Genomic DNA, 18,837 nt, shown 5'->3' with positions numbered 1-18,837 from the left:
GCTGTAGGCAAAGGATTGATGAGATGACAAAGCGGCAACATTATCGACCAGTATACGCAAAAACGCGGTGGGCGCGGTGGCGTTATCGACTGGGCTGGTTATTAGTTCTATTAGTAATCATTGGCAGCGTTTGGGGCGGCTTGGCTTGGTTACGTTGGCGTAGTGACGCTGTCGTGAGTGGGTTTGATGTCCGTGGGGTTGCTGTGTCACAAAATGACGGTTATTTAGATTTTGCGGCCTTGCAAAATGATGGGCTCAAGTTTGTCTATTTACACGCTACTCAAGGAGCTAGTTATACGGATGATAACTTTGCAAGCAATTATGAACGAATCGTCGGCACAAGTTTAGGTGTTGGCGTAATCCATACGTTTAGTTTTTCATCGACTGCTGCGGCCCAAGCGGCCTATTTCGAGAAAACGGTCGGGGATAGCATCGGCAATTTACCAATTGCGATTCAAGTGCAATACTACGGTGACTACACGGACCAGACGATTGCGGTTCGAAAAAGTCGTGCCAAGCTTAAGGCATTAGTGACCACGTTGACCCAGGATTATAATCGCTCCTGCGTCGTATGGTCAACGCCCGCAGTTGCCAAGCAGATCGTTAAGCCCGCACTAAAAGACACTGACTTATGGCTGGACACGGCGAAGACCCACCAACAGGGACGACGAGTGATGTTTATGCATTATTCCGATCGCGCCGTTTACCGCCAGAACGGGACTCGTCAAGAGTTCGCTGGAATTCTATTCAACGGTAGTGTGACAGCGTACAATAAAGTTGTGGCGCAGGGCTTAAATTAAGGCCTAATCCTTGAATAACTTATTTCGCAAATTAAATTAACAGCTTATTAGCTGCTAGGCTGACTAAAAATAAGTCGCAAGTTCAAGACTCTTCTTGAACTTGCGACTTATTTTGATGGCGACCTATTAAAATCCTTAGGACGTCACTAGCGTCATTAGGTATTTGGCGATAAGATGACATAACTGCGATCATCGGCTTCGTCAAAGAGGGTTACAGGTCGTTGCTCATTAGCCCGCACCTCAAGGTGAAATCCATATTGATCAAGTAAGACGAGCGCACTCGATGAGATGGATTCGACGGTGGCTGGTACCGAGCGCCCGTCGATGCGAATCATCATGTTGGGATCAATCTCCAACGTGTGGTCCCGGTGATGCGCCTCATCACGATATGTCCAAGTTCCCGCGTAGAAAACCGCTAAGTCACCGTCAGCAATCGTACTAGGGTGCCGTTTGTGGAGTAGTGTACTAGAAAGTCCTGCAAGTAATGATAAACCAAATAATATTGCGCCACGCCGCTTCACTGGATCAACCTTCTTTCTGAATAAATCTATAGTTAAAATATACCACTAAAACGGCGTTAACGTCACGTAATAAGTGGATTCTTATTAAAGCCTTTATGTCACTGTTACCTGCGGGTAATGAACGTAATATTTTATCAATTTCGGAAGGGCGGTAACTAATTTTTTTGAATTAATTTGTGTTCTGATTGGAAATTACTGGGTGAGTGTGTTAATCTATATAATGTGATTGGCATTTATGTGAAGTTTTAAAGTATCATTTAATTGTGTTACCGTAAATTCTTTATAGGTGTTAATAACATGTGTTAGTTACTTTTTATTTTTATATCCTAGGAGGATTTAGTTCATGAAAAATGGTACTGTAAAATGGTTCAATGCTGATAAGGGTTATGGCTTTATTACTGGTGAAGATGGCAACGATGTATTCGTTCACTTCTCAGCTATCCAAACTGACGGTTTCAAGACCTTAGAAGAAGGCCAAAAAGTTACTTTTGATGAAGAATCAAGCGATCGTGGCCCACAAGCTGCTAACGTTGTTCCTCAATAAGTTTAGCTTTTAAAAGGGCTGCCCGTGTGGCGGCTCTTTTTTTATGCGCAAAATAGCGGGTGACTTTTGATCCTTATGGCCCAACTTAACGGCGAAAACTGGTAAAATAGAATTATAAACTAAACGCACGAGTAAGCGCCACCAATCACGACTGGTTGACTAGCGCCGTTGAGAGGAGTCAAATCGATGTTAAAATTAGGAATTATCGGAACGAATTGGATTACGCAACAATTTATTGATGCTGCCGCTGCCTCTGGTGAATGGCAATTGACGAGTGTTTATTCCCGCCATGCTGAGACCGCGCAGGCTTTTGCCGCCAAGAATCATGCCGATGAGACTTTTACGGATTTAGATGCATTTTTCAGTCGGGGTAGTTTTGATACGGTCTACATTGCATCACCAAACAGTCTGCATTTTGCCCAGGCTAAACAAGCAATCGCCTATGGTAAGCACGTCATCGTCGAGAAGCCAGCCGTGGCGAACCAACAAGAATTTGAACAGTTAGATGCCGTTTTAAAGGCTCACCCTGATGTCCTATTATTTGAAGCAGCACGCCAGATTCACGAAGTTAATTTCCAACGCGTCAAGGATCAGATTAAAAAGTTATCCTTAGTTCAGGGGGCGACGTTGACTTACATGAAGTACTCGTCACGGTATGACGCCGTCTTGGCTGGTGAAGAACCGAATATCTTCTCGTTGAACTTTGCCGGTGGGGCGCTTCAGGATTTAGGCGTGTACCTGGCCTACGATGCGGTCGGCTGGTTCGGCATGCCGGAAGAGGTGGCTTACTACCCAACCTTGATTCGAACGGGCGTTGACGGTAAGGGTGTGGCTATTTTACGCTACGCTGACTTTACGGTGACCTTGAACGTTGGTAAGACTAGTAATTCGTTCTTGCCATCTGAAATCAACGGTCTGCGCGACGCTATTGTGATGGATAATCCTGCTGAACTTGGACAAATCACTTATCAAGATAAGGATGGTCAGGAGCATGCGATTGGGGCGCAACCCGATACCAATCCAATGCTGGCCGAGGCGCGCGACTTCGCAACCGTTATCAATGACCCAAGCAATCACCAGACGGAATACTTAGCTTGGCGGCAACTTAGTCGAAATGTTAATAAACTATTATTTAATTTGCGGCAGTCAGGGCACCTATATTTTACGGGTGAAGCCCCTGATACCGATAAATAGAAATGAGGCACTATGTTAGACGTATTTAAAACTAAATTTGCGGCGGCGGGGTTCACCGAGTTGTCGCCGATTCAAACGGCAGTGGCCGAGCCACTTGCAGCTGGTCAATCGGTGTTAGGACTCGCACCAACGGGGTCTGGTAAGACCCTAGCGTTTACGTGGCCAATGCTCGAAGCGTTGCGGGTCGGAGAAGGCACGCAGGCACTGATCTTAGCGCCATCACAAGAACTCGCAATGCAAACAACCAACGTGGTGCGCGAGTGGGGCCAGTTGATCGATGCCAAAGTCCTCGCGATTACCGGGGGAGCTAACGTTAAGCGGCAGATGGAAAAGCTCAAAAAGCATCCTGAAGTAATTGTTGGGACGCCGGGGCGGATTACTAACCTGATTGCGGATGGTAAGATCAAGCTTGGGCATTTGAAGATGATGATCGTCGACGAAGCCGATGAATTACTGACAGATGAAACCTTGGATCAGATTCGTGAAATTCTCGACGCTACATTTGCTGAAACGTTACAATTAGGCTTCTTCTCAGCAACCGAAACTAAAATTTTAGATGAGTTGCCACGCTGGTTTGGTCAGCATGTTGAAAAAATCGATGTGCGGGCCATTGATCAGACCCAGGGGGTGGTTCGGCACCGGACGATGCAAGTGGGTAATCGGCACCGGGTGGACTTACTGAAACGGATTAGTCGTGTTGACCATATGCGGGCCCTCGTTTTCTTCAATAAGATGCAGGAACTCCAACATGTCGCCTTAGAATTACGACACCAGCACGTGAGTTACGTTGCCTTGACCAGTAATCAACGTCAGGTTGAACGTGAAAAAGCGTTGCGGTTATTCCGGCAAGGCAAAGTCGGGCTGTTGTTGACCACTGATTTGGCGGCTCGGGGTCTAGACGTGCCTGAATTGCCAGCTGTGATCAACTATCAGCTACCTAAAGATGTCACGACTTATATTCACCGGAGTGGTCGGACAGGCCGCATGGGTGCTGATGGACTAGTCTTGACGTTCGGTGACGACCATGATGTCCGCGACTTTAAGAAGCTGATGGCGACGACCGACTATGAAATCAAGCCGGGTTACTTGGTTGATTATCATATTGTTGATACGAAACCAGATAAAGTTGTTCCACCGTTAACGTTCGACCATCCAGAAACGGCTGGCAACGCGGCTAACGGTCGGCACCGGGTCGTGAGTGCTGGTCACCCAGATGAGGTTAAACGAGTGGAGACGAGCCGGAAGCGGCCCGCTGCAGCAACACCTAAAAAGAATAAGGGTCACAATAAACATTCTAAGAAAAAAGGGATGCGCAAGAAAAATCGTGATCGCTTTAGCAATCAGTAATTGCCAAAATGCACAATCCGTGAGATGATATTTTACGGATTGTTAATGGCCTCATAGCACAACTGGATAGGGCACCCGCCTCCTAAGCGGTTGATCCCGGTTCGAGTCCGGGTGGGGTCAGTTGAATATTAGAAAGCACCGTTTCAGGGCAGCGTTTTAGTGACGTTACCTTGAAACGGTGCTTTGGTTTTAAGTAGCCACAAATGATATGAAATCGAAATGAATACTGTATTAGTCTAAACGCCCGCTACCAGTCCAAATGACTAGTAGCGGGCGTTGCGATTAACGAATGACGATGACGTTGCAAGGGGCGTGATCCACGACGTAGCTGGTCGTTGAACCAACGGCTACGCGATGGGGCGAGTTGGTACCAGTGGCGCCGAGCACGATCAAGTCAATTTCGGGATGTTGCTTGGCATAGTCCTCAATGGTGTGTTTTGGAATCCCGTAGCTGATTTCAGTTTTTAAATTCGGTGCGGACGTGGTGGCGACGAATTGTTGTCGCTGCCGCATGGCATCCTTTGCGTGAGCGGCTTCCGCGTCTAGTAATTCAGATAGAACCGGGTCGAGTGCGGGGGTGTGGTAGGCGCTGTCATCCACCACGTAGAGCGCAGTCAGGTTTGCTTGGTGCCGCTGGGCAATGTTGACCGCTTCGGTAAAAGCGGCTTGTGCAGCATCGGAACTGTCAACGGGTACTAAAATATTTGTGTAACGGCTTGGCATTATAACCACCTCCAGTTATCTTTACGATAATTATAATGGATTAGTGTTGGGCAATAAAATTAAACGCACCTAGTGGGCAAGGTCGATGAACTAGCGTATATTATAGACAGTAAATTTCTTTTGGGGGTTAGGTATGTTAAAGCATGTACAGAACAGCCTATTGACCTTTGAACGGGTCGTTGAGCGGCAACGTTATTGGCGCGCCTTACGTGATACGTTGACGCTGCTTTTTCCATTCGCATTAGTTGGGGCGTACGTTAGTTTTATGAACCAGGCAATCTTTCAGCGCAATGGTTTTTTGAATCATATTTATTATCTCAGTCACTGGCTGCCGGGGTTTAAACATTTGGCAACTTACACGACGATGCTTAATCTGAGTATCAATGGCATCCTTGCCGTGATTGCGGCTTTTTCAGCCGCTAATTTTGTCGCGCGGAGTGCCCAGCGTGATAATCTGTTAGCGGGATTAACGGCGGCAATTAGTTTTATCATGCTTAATATCAATTATAATTTTTTTAGTACCCAGGGTCAGCCTGCTGGCAGTCGGTTTTTAGAAGATAATTTGGGAACTCAGGGCATCTTCCTCGCACTATTGGTGGGCCTGTTGACTGGTTGGTTGTTCAGTCATTTGACACGGGATCCACACATCCACCAGGAGATCGAGACCCAGACCCACTTGCTAGCGCGGGCACACGCGAACTGGTTACCGATAGTCGCTGCTTTGCTGGTGTTCAGTGCCATCGGGTATGGTATTAGTTTTGTCAGTAAAGGGGGATTAAACGGCCTGTTTTACGCGGTCTTCACCTTACCATTCAGTAATCCGGGGGCGTCGCTACTAGCGATAATTGGCGTGGCATCACTCAGCAATTTATACTGGTTAATTGGGATTATCGGTCCGGTTGACTTTAGTGGTAACAGTACTACGAGTACGGTTCAAAATTTGGAATATGCGTTGCAACACGGTTCGGCGTGGGGCGCACCAAATCCAGTAACGCTCCATACGTTATTTGATGCGTTTGCGAACGTAGGTGGTCCCGGAATGACGTTAGCGTTATTGATTGCAATTTTGTGGCGTTCACGTAACCGTAATTATCGAACAGTGGCCAAGACCAGTGCCTTGCCAGTACTGTTTAATATCAACCAACCGTTGCTCGTCGGCTTACCGATTGCTTATAGTCCGATTTTAGCGATTCCGTTTCTGTTAGCGCCACTGGCTAGCATGGTCATCACGTGGTGCGCGTTGAAGCTTCAATGGATACCGCCGGTCGTTTATCCGGTTGGTAGAACGATGCCAGGCTTCTTGACCGGTTGGCTGGGAACTGGTGGCGACTGGCGGGCCTTCATCGTTAGTCTGATCAATATAGCGGTGGCCACAGCAATCTACTTGCCATTTGTCTTACTGGCAAACCAGGTTGAGGAGGAGGCGAAGGCGGATGCTTAAACGATATTGGTGGCGGTGGCTTCTTGGAATCGGTTTGTTAGTCGGGATCTGTTGGCCGGCCTACACGTGGACTCAAGCGAATATCAAGACGCTGAAAAACACTGGTCGGACGCGGATGGCACCAGTTATTATGGTCCCCGGATCGAGTGCGTCACAGAACCGGTTTGATAGTTTGATTACCGAGTTGGGGAAGGAAACGCCGAAAAAACACAGTGTATTGAAGCTGACAGTTCAGACGGATGGGACAATTAAGTATAGTGGTTCGATTGCTGCTAATGATAATGAGCCGTTCATCGTGATTGGCTTCGCGAATAATCGTGATGGTAAAGCTAATATTGATAAGCAAGCTGTCTGGTTGAATACGGCATTCAAGGCGTTGGTCAAAACGTATCACTTTAATCACTTTTATGCGCTAGGTCATTCCAATGGTGGCCTCATTTGGACCCTCTTTTTAGAGCGCTATCTAAAGGAAAGTCCGAAGGTTCATATTGACCGGTTAATGACGATTGCCTCGCCGTACAATATGGAATCGACAAGTACGACCGCCAAGACGAGCATGTTCAAGGAACTTTACCGTTATCGGACTGGTTTGCCGGAATCGTTAACCGTTTACTCGATTGCGGGGACGGAAAACTATACCAGTGATGGGACGGTGCCGTATAACAGCGTTAACTACGGTAAGTACATCTTTCAAGATCAGGTCAAGCATTTTACGGAGATTACTGTAACGGGGGCGAATACGGCGCACTCCGATCTACCACAGAATAAGCAAATCGTCAGCCTGATTCGACAGTACTTACTGGCTGAAACGATGCCTGACAAGGTTCGTCAAAAAAACGCACAACGGGTACAAAATTAGTTACGTTGTGTGGCAGTGATACTGCTGTTAAGACAACACTGGTGAGCGATCTGGTTAAGAAAGTTATACATGCAGTGAATAGAACGACAAAAACGATTAGCGTCCCGTAACCGGGACGCTAATCGTTTTTTAGTTAGATTTGCAATAAATTAATGATGATGCCTGGCGTTGTGTGAGCGGGCTGACCGTTTCGAGTAGTGGTGCTTCGACGGCTTCGCCCGGTGCTTGACTCGCATTGTGACACGGGTTCCCCGAACTCGCAAGGCTTGTGCATTGGTTGCCGGCAGGGTCAGTAAACCGCCACAGACGACCAGGATGACGAGCACTGGTAATCCTCGGTGGATCGACATGATAGAACGCCCCCCTTAACTAAAATCCTTATTTAGTGTATAAGTAATTCGAGTCAGCGTCAACCTAAGGTCCGTTACTGACTTTACAAAACGTTAACGGCATATTAACGGATTATTCACAAAAAGCCGGCAAATTTGATTGTATTTTGCCAAGTTTTCCTTTATGGTGGGAGTAATATATAAAAGGGAGTTTGGCTAAATGAATATTGAAATCTTAAACTCAGCAATCCAAGACTTACATTTCCAAATCGTTTATGATCGTTCTGAAGACGATGACAATCCTGGTCAGGGGCAATTCAGCTATACGACCGCCAATCCAGATGTTAAGAAGACGTTTGGCGATGACGTTGTGCAGGCTCAATTACAAGTGACCTATAAAGAAGAAATGTTCGACTTATCCGCGACCGTTTTTGCGATTGTACGCCTAAGTGGTGAGATGGTGGGAATTATTGAACGTCAATCTGACAACAAATCAATTGAAGACGACGAACAAGAAATGTTGAACAATTTGAATGGTGCCATCATTCCAGCGTTGTCTGCCAAAGTCCGGGCCTATGCAGCATTATTGTCAACTGAAGCTAGCAACTTTGCCATCATGCCAGCTGACTTTGATGATAGCCAGCCCAATGATGCTGAATAAGCGTAATCCAAGAGCTTGTCAAACTGGCAAGCTTTTTTTGATGACTTAAGGAATGAGTTCTAGCGTTGTGTAACCGTTAACAAAGGTGCTATAATAATGATGGTCAGAGTTGACTAGGCAACTGCGGTTGCAATGACGAGGTCAGAAGGTCTGATTGGTGACTTCAGCAATTATTACTTTGATCCAGGCTTATCGGAATGGTTCAAAGCGGGGGTGACCGCAAGTCGGTCAGCACACATAGGGGCAGTGAATATTGACACATAGTTTGAGCCAAGCTGGTAAGTATCGTGGTGGCCAAGTTACGCTGTAATTTGGCCGCTATTTTTATCTTATTTTCAGCCGAACACTGCGACAAAAAATGAAAACTGTCGTGATGAAATCACTGTAAATTGTCACATGAAAGCGTATACTGACGGTGAGAGGGGTGAGTGTTATGTTTAAACCAATGGCATCTGTTTTTACGAACCATCAAATTGCGGGTCATTATCGGGCCATTGAGCGGGCGCAAAAGTGCGTGGTCCCATTTCATTTTGAGATTCAGGGACAGGAGTATCCAAAGCCAAAACCAGAACGTAACTGGTTACGGCGCTTATCGGGGACGTCGAGCGAAAAGTACGCAATGGTCGAACTGACCCCGACAAAGGTCGTTTTGTGGTCACCAGAAGGACGCAATCTGGGTGAAATGCCACTGAGTGCGGTGCGGCGAATTCAGATCGGTGCGATTCGGTGTCACGTAACGGAAGGACTCGACCCACGCCACGCATTTCGGGCGACGATCTTTGTGCTGACTGATAGCGGTAATTATTATTTTGCTAATTCTGATATGGAAGTTTTACCGGCGATTTGTAAGTTCGCCCATGAACATCAAGTGCCGGTAGAAGACCCACTGCGGTTGATTCCGCTTTTGAAGGTCGGCTGGCGGGTCGCGGCCGTGACGTTACATGAAACCTATGCGCAACTGGTTGCGCACACGGGTTATCCGGCTGATAAGGTTTAACTTAATTTTATGATTAATAATAATGAAAAACGGACTGTCGATAATGACGGGGACTGCTCCGAGTCAAGTAGACAGTTCAAATAATTAAAATAGCTATGCAGTTTTTAGAATGGCATGATTCCGAAATTCTTTCGGGGTCATGCCATTTAGTGTTTCTTGGCGACGCTTGTAGTTATACCAGTTAATACATTTTTCGATAAGTTGAACCATTTCTTCTCGATTTAATGCATGGTGAAAATTAAAGAACTCGGTCTTCATATGACTCCAGAAGCTTTCCATAGGACTGTTATCTCCAGGGGTTCCTGGACGCGACATACTATGCTTAACCCCATTGCTAGCTAGATGTTTGTTAAATACTCCAGATGTATAGCTTGATCCCTGATCTGAGTGTAAAACCGTTGGTTTTGCACCATTGCTTATTGCTAATGCCTTATCAAATGTTCGAGTCACCAAATCGGCTGTCTCAGTTTCTTCAATGTCCCAAGCAATGATACTGTGGTCGTTCAGGTCTTTAATTGCACTAAGTCTCAAACGTTCACTGAATTTCCAACCAAAACATAGCTCTGTACAATCAGTTACCCAGACCTGATTTGGCTTGTCTGGCTTAAAATTATGGCCTTCATCTGAAAGGAGGAGGTTATTGCTGATGTGCTCTTTCCGTTGAGCTTTTCGATCATGCTGTGCCACGCGAATTGAAGCCACGATACCATTTTCACGCATGATCCGGCGCATTTTTCCAGCACTAGTTCGATATGTTGTATCGCAATGAAGATTCATCATTAACCTTCGTACTCCAAGGGTATATTCGTTCTCCTCTTCAATAGTTTTGACGTACTTTAATATCTCTTTATCTTCCAGAGCACGTTTGCTTGGGGTTCGGTGTATCCATTTGTAATATGCAGCACGTGAGACTTTCATAAAACGACACATAAAACTAATCCCATAAACTTGGTTTGTATCAGGGTTCACCGTAGTTGCTAAAGTTTGGATTGTTTCGTAGATGTGTGATGAGTGGCATCCAACCTTTCCAATTCTTGGAGCTTTTTTTAGAACTGCATTCTCTGTCGATAAATGTTCAATTCGGGCCTTTAGACGCTTGACCTCCAGGTCACGCTTCTCGTTATCTGTAAGCTGGTCATGCACAGTCTTTCCCTTACCACGACGATCGACAAGGGCTTCTGGTCCACCTTGTTTAAACTTCCGAGTCCACGAGTAAACCTGACCATATGACACGTTGTACTTATTCATGGCGCGTGAGTAATCCATATCGTTTGCTATAATCCATTGAACAATTTCTACACGTTCCAGCTGGGTTGTTTTCCGACCATCTTTCACTTGTTTCACACTCCTAGTGGTGAGTTGTTTACCACTAGTATACTGATGAACCCATTGATAGATAGTACTAACGTTAGGAATATTATATTTATCGCATAATCGAGGATAAGAACTGTGTCCTTCTAGGTACTCCAGAACTATTTTTAATTTCAATTCACTTGGATACTTTCCCATGAGTCGATGCCGCAGGCCATCGATCCCTTGTAATCCATAACGCTTTACCCATCGGCTTACTTGACTATGTTCAACTCCATATTTTCTTTGAACGGCATTAGGAGCCATTCCCTGAGTAACTAGACCAATGTAAAACAACTTCTCTTTAATCGTATAGCGAGAACCTTTTCTGCCCATAGGAAAACTCCTCCTTAGGTAGGCAAGCTTTGATTATTTGCTTGTCTACCCAAAGAGGAGTATATCCGACCAATCCGTTTTTTTGATGCGATTAAATGTAGTTGGCTTAAACTAAGCCTTGCGCTAACATGGCGTCAGCAACTTTTGTGAAGCCAGCAATGTTAGCACCACTCAGGTAATCACCGCTAACGTGGTATTCGTCGGCAGCGGCAACGGAGTGTGCAAAGATATCTTGCATGATTTGCTTGAGGCGATTATCGACTTCTTCAAAAGTCCAGCTCAAACGCATACTATTTTGGCTCATTTCAAGGGCGGAAACGGCAACGCCACCAGCATTGGCAGCTTTGGCCGGACCATATAGCAAGCTGGCAGCTTGGTATGCCGCAATGGCTTCTGGACTGCTAGGCATGTTAGCCCCTTCGGCAACGACCTTGGCACCATTGGCAATCAAGTTCTTGGCTTGATCACCGCTGATTTCGTTTTGGGTGGCGCAAGGTAACGCGATATCATAAGCTACTTGGGCGTCCCAGACGGAACCTTCGTAATAGCTGGCACTGGCCACACGGTCGGCGTAGTCCTTGATGCGACCGCGTTCAACTTCTTTGATCTGCTTAACGATCTTAAAGTCGATACCGTTTTCGTCAATAACGTAACCGTTTGAGTCGGAGCAGGTAATCACCTTGCCGCCGAGTTCTTCAACTTTTTGAATCGCGTAGATGGCGACATTACCAGCACCGGAAATGGCAACGCGTTGACCAGGGAAGGAAAGCTGGTTGGCCTTGAGCATTTCATTGGTGTAGTAGGCGAGACCATAACCGGTGGCTTCAGTCCGGGCTAACGAACCGCCATAGGTCAGTCCTTTACCGGTGAGCACGCCGCGGTCAGTGCCCCGGAGTCGCTTGTATTGGCCGTATAAGAAGCCAATCTCGCGGCCACCAACACCGATATCACCAGCAGGAACGTCAGTATCGAGACCAATGTACTTGCTCAGTTCGGTCATGAAACTCTGACAGAAGCGCATAATTTCGTTGTCTGACTTGCCCTTAGGGTCGAAATCAGCGCCCCCTTTACCACCGCCGATTGGCAGTCCGGTCAGGGCATTTTTGAAGATCTGTTCAAAGCCCAAGAATTTGACGATACTCAGGTTAACGGATGGGTGTAACCGTAAGCCGCCCTTGTAAGGACCGATTGCTGAGTTAAATTGTACTCGGAACCCACGGTTGACTCGTGCATGACCAGCATCGTCGAGCCAAGGAACCCGGAATTGAATAATCCGTTCTGGTTCGGTCAAACGTTCCAAAATATTGGCTTCGATATATTCTGGATGTTGTTCGAGGACTGGCGTGATCGTTTTGAAGACGTCGTTGATGGCCTCTAAAAATTCGGTTTGGTTCGGATCACGGTGTTCAATGACTTGGTAAACATGTTGGACATAATCGGTTGCTTGACTCAATATGATCATCCTTCCTTGAATAAGTTAACTATAATCTTCATTTTAATGGTCACGTTCGGAAATTGCACGAGTTAAATTAACTAAATTTTGATGAATTTTTAGTGATTGTGGTAAAACCGTGCTGTTGATAGCGCTTGCGATTTGGTTCGGCGGACTAACAATAATTCGCATTTTAATGCAAAGTCAGAAGCGAGGGCGTATGCTTGGGGCAATTAAATAGTAGTCAAGTCAGATTTGACGGGCGACTCATCAGAAACAGGGGGGATCATGATGAACAAACGGCGTTGGTTATTAAGTTTATTGCCAATCTTACTGGGGTTGATTGGCGTGGGTGTGTGGGGATCACAGCAATTAGGTCAAGGAGCACAGCAAGTGACACCAAAGACAATTAAAGTCCAGCAGGCAGCGTCAAAAATCAAATCCGCGACGAAAAAGCAAACGACGACTAAGCCTAAAGTGAAGCCCGGCCAGCTTACTGAGGCCCAGGCAATCAAGCAAATCGATCAGTTGATCAAAAGTCATCATATTATGGGGACACTATTACTGACCACGAACGGTCCGGCGGGGGTCCGGGTTCGAACGTATGGTTATGCGGATGATGCCAATCAAGTCCGCAATACTGCGACGGAGGCTTATCCATTAGCGTCATTACAAAAAGCTGTGACTGGCGTGATGATTCAAAAACTGATCAATCAGGGTAAGTTGAGTCTGACGACGAAGCTGAGTCACTTTTATCCGGAAATTCCGTACGCCAACCAGATTACGATGCGTGAACTATTAGACCATCGTTCCGGTATTCGGATGACTGAGATCACACCAAAGACGATTTTACCAACGGAGACGGCGCGGCTGAACTTTACACTGCAACATTTACGGTCGACGAATAATCATGCTTATGCCTATTCCAACGCGAACTTTACCCTATTGGCAGGGGTCATTCGCAAAGTGACGCATAAGTCCTATCAGGCGTCATTGACTAATGACATCATTCGGCCATTGGGATTAAAACATACCTATGAATATAACGATATTCCGGGCAATGTGATCAATCCGACTTCGTATCGTTTGGCTAATGGGTTTGGTCAGAGTGGCATCATTTCGAAACCGTTACAATCTAGTGAATTAGGCTGTGGTAGTCTATATATGAGTGTGGGGGATTATTATAAATTTATGTATGGGCTTCAAAGCGGCCAGCTAGTTGGCGAAGCCGGTTTAAAGTCACTTGCGGATAATTTTCAAATTAAATATTCGGCAGGCGTTTATTACCAGGCAGGCCAGTTGATTCGAGTGGGTGGCAATGACAATAATTTTCATAGCTACTATATGGGGTCACGAAATGCCAAAGTCGCCTTAGTCTTATTTGAAAATCAGGGTGTTTTTGGTGGTGACAACCAGGTAGCGTATAAGATTCGTGATATTTTATTGAAGACGGTACCTTTTTAGAAACGGTACGGGCTAAACATCATCTTAATTGCAGGAGAACGTGTGCCTGCAATCAAGGTGGTGTTTTTGCTTACCCGTCCGTTTGGCTGAATCCTTGAAAATAACTAAACTTTTACTCGAAATGATGGCGCCACGACGTAACTAACGCTATGATGAGATTAGAAACTAAATGATGCAGGTGAAAGTTAATGACAAAACCAATTAAGGTAATGACGATTTTCGGCACGCGGCCAGAAGCAATTAAGATGGCGCCCATCGTGTTGCAGTTGCAGCAACAGCCACAATTTGAACCGGTAACGGTGGTGACGGCTCAACACCGCGAGATGTTAGACCAGGTGCTCACGATTTTTCACATTACGCCGGACTATGATTTGAATATCATGAAGCCTAATCAGACGTTAGCTGGTATCACCAGCCGGGTACTGACGAAGCTAGATGCAATTATGGATACAGTCAAGCCTGATATCGTGCTGGTGCATGGCGATACAACCACGACGTTTGCAGCTAGTGTGAGTGCTTTCTATCATCAAATCCCAGTCGGACACGTGGAAGCGGGGTTGCGGACATGGCAGAAGTACTCGCCATATCCTGAAGAGATGAATCGGCAGCTGACCGACGTGCTGGCCGACATGTACTTTGCACCGACCGAATTAAGTCGGCAGAATCTATTGAAGGAAAACCATCCGGATACGGCCATCACGGTAACGGGCAATACGGCCATCGATGCCCTAAAACAGACGGTTTCGATGGACTATCAACACGCTGCGCTTGATTTGATTCAGCCTGGGCACCGGATGATCTTACTCACGATGCATCGGCGTGAGAATCAGGGCGCCCCGATGGAAGCGGTCTTTGTCGCCATCAAACGAGTGGTTGCTCAGCATCCCGATGTCGAAGTGGTCTACCCAGTACACTTGAGTCCGGCAGTGCAGACAGTCGCTAAACGTATCCTCGGCCATACCGATCGCATTCACCTCATTGACCCGCTCGACGTGCTTGATTTCCACAACATGGCGGCGCGCAGTTACTTCATTATGACGGATTCGGGTGGGGTGCAGGAAGAAGCCCCGTCACTGAATAAACCGGTGCTCGTATTGCGTGATACTACTGAACGACCGGAAGGGGTCACCGCGGGGACGTTACGATTAGTCGGCACTGATGGTCAGCAGGTTGCGGCAGCGATGACCAGCCTGTTAGATGATTCCGCAGCGTACCAACGGATGGCAGACGCTAAAAATCCTTATGGCGATGGTCATGCTGCGGAATACATCTTACAAGCGATTATGAAAAAAATTGGTACACATTAAAATTATTTACATTTTTGTATAAACAGTGTAATATTAAGCACTGACATAGTGATAAAAATTTTCACTTCTCCTGTAAAGATGTGAAATTAGTGAAGTAGCCGGAGATGGATGCCGCGGGGGTATCAATACCGGTTATTTTTTTGCGTTAAAATCTAGATGGCCCGGTACTACTGAGTGTCTAGGCAGCTACTTGATTTTGTCAAAGTGGCTGACGGCTGGGATATAAGCGGATTTTACTCGTCAGTGGTCAGGTATTGCCATCAATTGATCTGATTGGACCGACTAGTCTATTCGCTGAAAGCACTAATCCTAGTATAAAAGGTGTTTCCCGCGGCATTCCATTGTATAATTGTAAATACTATAAGTGAGCGTTGAGGATAAATGAATGAATTTAAAAGCCCGTTACCCTAAAATTGCGAAAAGCCTGGAAATTATTATTCGGCGGTATGGACAAGCCAATGTCAGCAATAATGCGATTGTGCTGGCCTACTACGCGTTAATGTCGATTGCCCCGATTATCTTGATTGCCGGAAACCTCATTGCCCGGTTCGATTTGAAGTCTGGGCAGATTTTAGCGTACGCTCAGGAAGTCATTCCTAGTAACGTCTACCAGACGTTTAAGCCGATTTTAGTTTCATTCCTGTCTAGTGGCAGCAGTAGTAGTTTGTCAATTGGGATTTTGGTGACAGTCTGGTCGGCGTCTAAAATTATTGCTGCGATTCGCAGGAGTCTAAATGAGGCGTACGGGGTTACAGATGCCCAAAATGCCGTTTGGACGCGAATTATTGCCTTTTTCTTAACGTTGGGACTATTACTCCTAATCGTAGGGCTGGCGATTTTCTTCACGTTGAGTCAGTTGATTCTAGATGTGATCTTGAATTTAACGAACCTCACGCGTGCAATCATTCCGAATTGGATTAATCAGTTGTTGGAAAACAAAAACTTGATTACCTTTGTTGGGATGTTCGTCGTCGCCATGTTGTTGTATTACTTTGTACCGAACGCCAAGGTGAAATTGCGTTACATTTGGACGGGGGCGTTAGTCACGACGATTGGCTGGATCGTGATCTCGCAAGGATTCCGGGTATACATCGAATTATTTGCTAAACGGATTACGACTTACCAAACGATTGGGAGTTTAATTGTACTGATGTTCTGGTTGAACTTTTCCGGGATTCTCTTGATGTTTGGTGGCGTCGTCAATGCGTCGGTGCAGGAATGGTTTGAGCATAAGATTGAGCCAAAGTCTCCACGGATGATTCGTCGCATTCGGCGACAATTCTTCAAACGCAAAAAAACGACTAAAAAAGAATAATCAGAACCTTTTAATTGAATCCGAACGTTTAATCCTGTAAAATCAAAACTTTTTGCGATTTACATATTAAACGATTCGGATTTTGTGTATAATGGTGTTCGTGTGAAAAAAGTGCCGGTGCTTTCTGAAAGTAAGTGGCGTCTATTTCAAAATAAACAGGCGTAACAACGCCACAGGAGGAGAAAGATAGTGATTCATCAGCTTTTGGCAGAGTTCATGGGAACCGCCTTGATGATTATTTTTGGTGTCGGTGTACATTGTAGTGAGGTTTTAAAGGGGACCAAGTATCGCGGTTCCGGCCATATCTTCGCAATTACAACATGGGGTTTTGGGATTACAATTGCCCTCTTCATTTTCGGCAATGTCTGCATTAACCCGGCCATGGTATTAGCCCAATGTATTTTAGGGAACCTTTCATGGTCATTGTTTATCCCGTATTCAGTTGCAGAAGTTTTGGGTGGGGTCGTTGGTGCCGTGATCGTCTGGATCATGTACGCGGACCATTTTGCCGCTTCTGCTGATGAGATTTCCCCAATTACGATTCGGAACTTATTCTCAACCGCACCCGCTGTGCGGAACTTACCACGGAACTTCTTCGTCGAATTCTTCGATACATTTATTTTTATTTCTGGGATTTTAGCTATTTCTGAAGTGAAGACGCCGGGGATCGTGCCGATTGGTGTTGGGCTCTTAGTCTGGGCCATTGGGATGGGTCTAGGTGGCCCAACTGGATTCGCCATGAACCTTGCACGGGACATGGGTCCACGGATCGCCCACGCCATCTTACCAATTAAGAACAAGGCTGACAGCGACTGGCAATACGGGATCATTGTTCCTGGGATTGCACCTTTCGTTGGGGCTGCTTGTGCGGCGTTGTTTATGCATGGGTTCTTTGGGATTGGGTAGATAATAAGCCATAAATTACAGGAAAAGCGACCATCTCTTGAGATGGTCGCTTTTTAACACTGTTAAAACGATAATCTTATAATTAGCCTTTTACATTCAGTTATTTTTGATATAATGATTTGATGAGACTTTATATACTTGGAGGAAAATAAATTGAGTAAGTATGATTATCTGGTTGTTGGCGCCGGACTATTTGGTGCTGTTTTTGCCCATGAGGCGGCTTTGCGTGGTAAACATGTTAAAGTGATTGAAAAACGGAACCATATCGCTGGTAATATTTATACAAAAGAAGTCGATGGGATTCAAGTACATCAATATGGTGCTCATATTTTTCATACTTCAGACAAGCAAATTTGGGAGTATGTTAATCAATTTGCCGAATTTAATCGTTATACAAACAGCCCAGTCGCAAATTATAAAGGACATATGTATAACTTACCCTTCAATATGAATACGTTTAGTGAATTGTGGGGAGTTCGGACACCTGCAGAAGCACAGGCAAAGATTCAGGAGCAAAAGGATGCCGCACAATTGAGTGGCGAACCTAAAAACCTTGAAGAACAGGCTATCTCATTAATTGGTACTGACATTTACGAAAAGCTAATTAAAGGTTATACCGAAAAACAATGGGGACAAAAGGCAACTGATTTGCCGGCATTTATTATTCGGCGGTTACCAGTTCGCTACACTTACGATAATAATTACTTCAATGATACTTATCAAGGGATTCCTATTGGTGGTTATACTCAAATCGTCGAAAAAATGCTGGATCATCCAGAAATCGATGTCGAGACTGGGGTCGACTTCTTTACTCACAAAGACCAGTATCTAGCTGACTATCCAAAGATTGTATTTACTGGAATGATTGACCAATACTTCGATTATCAACTAGGTGAACTAGAATATCGTTCACTTCGTTTTGAAACCGAAGAACGCGATGTCGACAATTACCAGGGCAATGCCGTCATCAATTATACGGATGCAGAAACGCCGTATACTCGAATCATCGAACATAAGCATTTTGAATTTGGCAAAGGTGACAAGGGTAAGACAATTATTACTCGTGAATATCCAGCTAACTGGAAACGCAGAGACGAACCATATTATCCAGTTAATAATACTCGCAATAACACGTTGTATAAGCAATACGCTGAACTTGCAAAGCAGGAGGGCAACGTGATTTTTGGTGGGCGCTTAGGACAATATCGGTACTATGATATGCATCAAGTTATTCACGCTGCATTAGTGACAGTTAAACAAGAGGTGTAATAAGTATAATATGGCTTTAATTAGGTTTAATGATTTGGTAAG

At 45.5% G+C, this 18,837-nt stretch carries 18 protein-coding genes, 1 tRNA gene and 1 pseudogene; 14 read left to right on the top strand and 6 right to left on the bottom strand.

Annotated elements, in window-relative coordinates; all coding sequences use genetic code 11:
• Window positions 1–23 precede the first annotated feature (23 nt).
• Window positions 24–800 (top strand): GH25 family lysozyme, encoded by a 777-nt coding sequence (locus MMY95_RS07625; RefSeq protein ID WP_003641351.1) that lies wholly within the window; start codon window positions 24–26, stop codon window positions 798–800.
• Between the two features lie 155 nt (window positions 801–955).
• On the opposite strand, the gene MMY95_RS07620 is transcribed toward MMY95_RS07625, so the two are convergent.
• The gene (locus MMY95_RS07620; RefSeq protein ID WP_003641352.1) at window positions 956–1,321 is read right to left on the bottom strand and encodes a DUF4828 domain-containing protein; all 366 of its coding nucleotides are present in this window, start codon (window positions 1,319–1,321) and stop codon (window positions 956–958) included.
• A 343-nt stretch (window positions 1,322–1,664) separates the two neighbouring features.
• Here MMY95_RS07620 and MMY95_RS07615 point away from each other — a divergent pair, with 343 nt between their 5' ends.
• The 4 genes from MMY95_RS07615 to MMY95_RS07600 all read left to right on the top strand — a co-directional run bounded on the left by MMY95_RS07615 (window position 1,665) and on the right by MMY95_RS07600 (window position 4,526).
• The gene (locus tag MMY95_RS07615) at window positions 1,665–1,865 is read left to right on the top strand and encodes a cold-shock protein (RefSeq protein WP_003638174.1); all 201 of its coding nucleotides are present in this window, start codon (window positions 1,665–1,667) and stop codon (window positions 1,863–1,865) included.
• 186 nt (window positions 1,866–2,051) lie between these two features.
• Window positions 2,052–3,059, top strand: coding sequence for a Gfo/Idh/MocA family oxidoreductase (locus MMY95_RS07610; RefSeq protein WP_003641353.1), 1,008 nt, complete (start codon window positions 2,052–2,054; stop codon window positions 3,057–3,059).
• Between the two features lie 12 nt (window positions 3,060–3,071).
• Window positions 3,072–4,406, top strand: coding sequence for a DEAD/DEAH box helicase (locus MMY95_RS07605; protein ID WP_128536566.1), 1,335 nt, complete (start codon window positions 3,072–3,074; stop codon window positions 4,404–4,406).
• 47 nt (window positions 4,407–4,453) lie between these two features.
• A tRNA-Arg gene (locus MMY95_RS07600) sits at window positions 4,454–4,526 on the top strand.
• Between the two features lie 162 nt (window positions 4,527–4,688).
• On the opposite strand, the gene MMY95_RS07595 is transcribed toward MMY95_RS07600, so the two are convergent.
• Entirely contained in the window at window positions 4,689–5,129 is a 441-nt protein-coding gene (locus MMY95_RS07595; protein ID WP_003643301.1) for a universal stress protein, read from the bottom strand.
• Window positions 5,130–5,262: 133 nt separating this feature from the next.
• Between MMY95_RS07595 and MMY95_RS07590 the strand changes: the two genes are divergently transcribed.
• Both MMY95_RS07590 and MMY95_RS07585 read left to right on the top strand, forming a co-directional pair.
• On the top strand, window positions 5,263–6,570 hold the full coding sequence (locus MMY95_RS07590; RefSeq protein WP_072535020.1) for a PTS transporter subunit EIIC: 1,308 nt from the start codon (window positions 5,263–5,265) through the stop codon (window positions 6,568–6,570).
• Complete coding sequence (locus tag MMY95_RS07585) at window positions 6,563–7,429, top strand: alpha/beta hydrolase (protein ID WP_016511261.1); 867 nt, start codon at window positions 6,563–6,565, stop codon at window positions 7,427–7,429. The genes MMY95_RS07590 and MMY95_RS07585 overlap by 8 nt, the downstream gene beginning before the upstream one ends.
• 149 nt (window positions 7,430–7,578) lie before the next feature.
• Here MMY95_RS07585 and MMY95_RS07580 read toward each other — a convergent pair whose 3' ends face one another.
• Entirely contained in the window at window positions 7,579–7,779 is a 201-nt protein-coding gene (locus MMY95_RS07580; RefSeq protein WP_016511262.1) for a hypothetical protein, read from the bottom strand.
• A 199-nt stretch (window positions 7,780–7,978) separates the two neighbouring features.
• Here MMY95_RS07580 and MMY95_RS07575 point away from each other — a divergent pair, with 199 nt between their 5' ends.
• Window positions 7,979–8,419, top strand: coding sequence for a hypothetical protein (locus MMY95_RS07575; RefSeq protein WP_003643305.1), 441 nt, complete (start codon window positions 7,979–7,981; stop codon window positions 8,417–8,419).
• A 433-nt stretch (window positions 8,420–8,852) separates the two neighbouring features.
• On the top strand, window positions 8,853–9,416 hold the full coding sequence (locus MMY95_RS07570; protein ID WP_003646269.1) for a hypothetical protein: 564 nt from the start codon (window positions 8,853–8,855) through the stop codon (window positions 9,414–9,416).
• Window positions 9,417–9,509: 93 nt separating this feature from the next.
• On the opposite strand, the gene MMY95_RS07565 is transcribed toward MMY95_RS07570, so the two are convergent.
• The 3 genes and pseudogenes from MMY95_RS07565 to gdhA all read right to left on the bottom strand — a co-directional run bounded on the left by MMY95_RS07565 (window position 9,510) and on the right by gdhA (window position 12,564).
• On the bottom strand, window positions 9,510–10,664 hold the full coding sequence (locus tag MMY95_RS07565) for an IS3 family transposase (RefSeq protein ID WP_316043122.1): 1,155 nt from the start codon (window positions 10,662–10,664) through the stop codon (window positions 9,510–9,512).
• A 174-nt stretch (window positions 10,665–10,838) separates the two neighbouring features.
• A pseudogene (locus MMY95_RS16080) lies at window positions 10,839–11,033 on the bottom strand (helix-turn-helix domain-containing protein); the annotation flags it as partial.
• A gap of 175 nt (window positions 11,034–11,208) precedes the next feature.
• Window positions 11,209–12,564 carry an NADP-specific glutamate dehydrogenase gene (gene gdhA, locus MMY95_RS07560; protein WP_241277578.1) on the bottom strand — a complete coding sequence of 452 codons (1,356 nt, stop codon included), beginning with the start codon at window positions 12,562–12,564 and terminating at the stop codon, window positions 11,209–11,211.
• 258 nt (window positions 12,565–12,822) lie between these two features.
• On the opposite strand from gdhA, the gene MMY95_RS07555 reads away from it, so the two are divergent.
• The 5 genes from MMY95_RS07555 to glf all read left to right on the top strand — a co-directional run bounded on the left by MMY95_RS07555 (window position 12,823) and on the right by glf (window position 18,795).
• Window positions 12,823–13,998: a serine hydrolase domain-containing protein gene (locus MMY95_RS07555; RefSeq protein WP_104795616.1), complete on the top strand. Its 1,176-nt coding sequence runs from the start codon at window positions 12,823–12,825 to the stop codon at window positions 13,996–13,998.
• A 188-nt stretch (window positions 13,999–14,186) separates the two neighbouring features.
• Complete coding sequence (gene wecB / locus MMY95_RS07550) at window positions 14,187–15,305, top strand: UDP-N-acetylglucosamine 2-epimerase (non-hydrolyzing) (protein WP_003646267.1); 1,119 nt, start codon at window positions 14,187–14,189, stop codon at window positions 15,303–15,305.
• A gap of 385 nt (window positions 15,306–15,690) precedes the next feature.
• Window positions 15,691–16,620 (top strand): YihY/virulence factor BrkB family protein, encoded by a 930-nt coding sequence (locus tag MMY95_RS07545; protein WP_003644143.1) that lies wholly within the window; start codon window positions 15,691–15,693, stop codon window positions 16,618–16,620.
• 189 nt (window positions 16,621–16,809) lie between these two features.
• Window positions 16,810–17,526 (top strand): D/L-lactic acid transporter LarD, encoded by a 717-nt coding sequence (gene larD / locus MMY95_RS07540; RefSeq protein ID WP_003643315.1) that lies wholly within the window; start codon window positions 16,810–16,812, stop codon window positions 17,524–17,526.
• Window positions 17,527–17,679: 153 nt separating this feature from the next.
• Complete coding sequence (gene glf / locus MMY95_RS07535) at window positions 17,680–18,795, top strand: UDP-galactopyranose mutase (protein ID WP_063490106.1); 1,116 nt, start codon at window positions 17,680–17,682, stop codon at window positions 18,793–18,795.
• Window positions 18,796–18,837: the final 42 nt, after the last annotated feature.

The organism is Lactiplantibacillus sp. ME-2 (assembly GCF_022549155.1).
In the GTDB taxonomy this organism is placed as follows: domain Bacteria; phylum Bacillota; class Bacilli; order Lactobacillales; family Lactobacillaceae; genus Lactiplantibacillus; species Lactiplantibacillus plantarum.
This window is presented reverse-complemented; position numbering and strand designations above follow the sequence as displayed.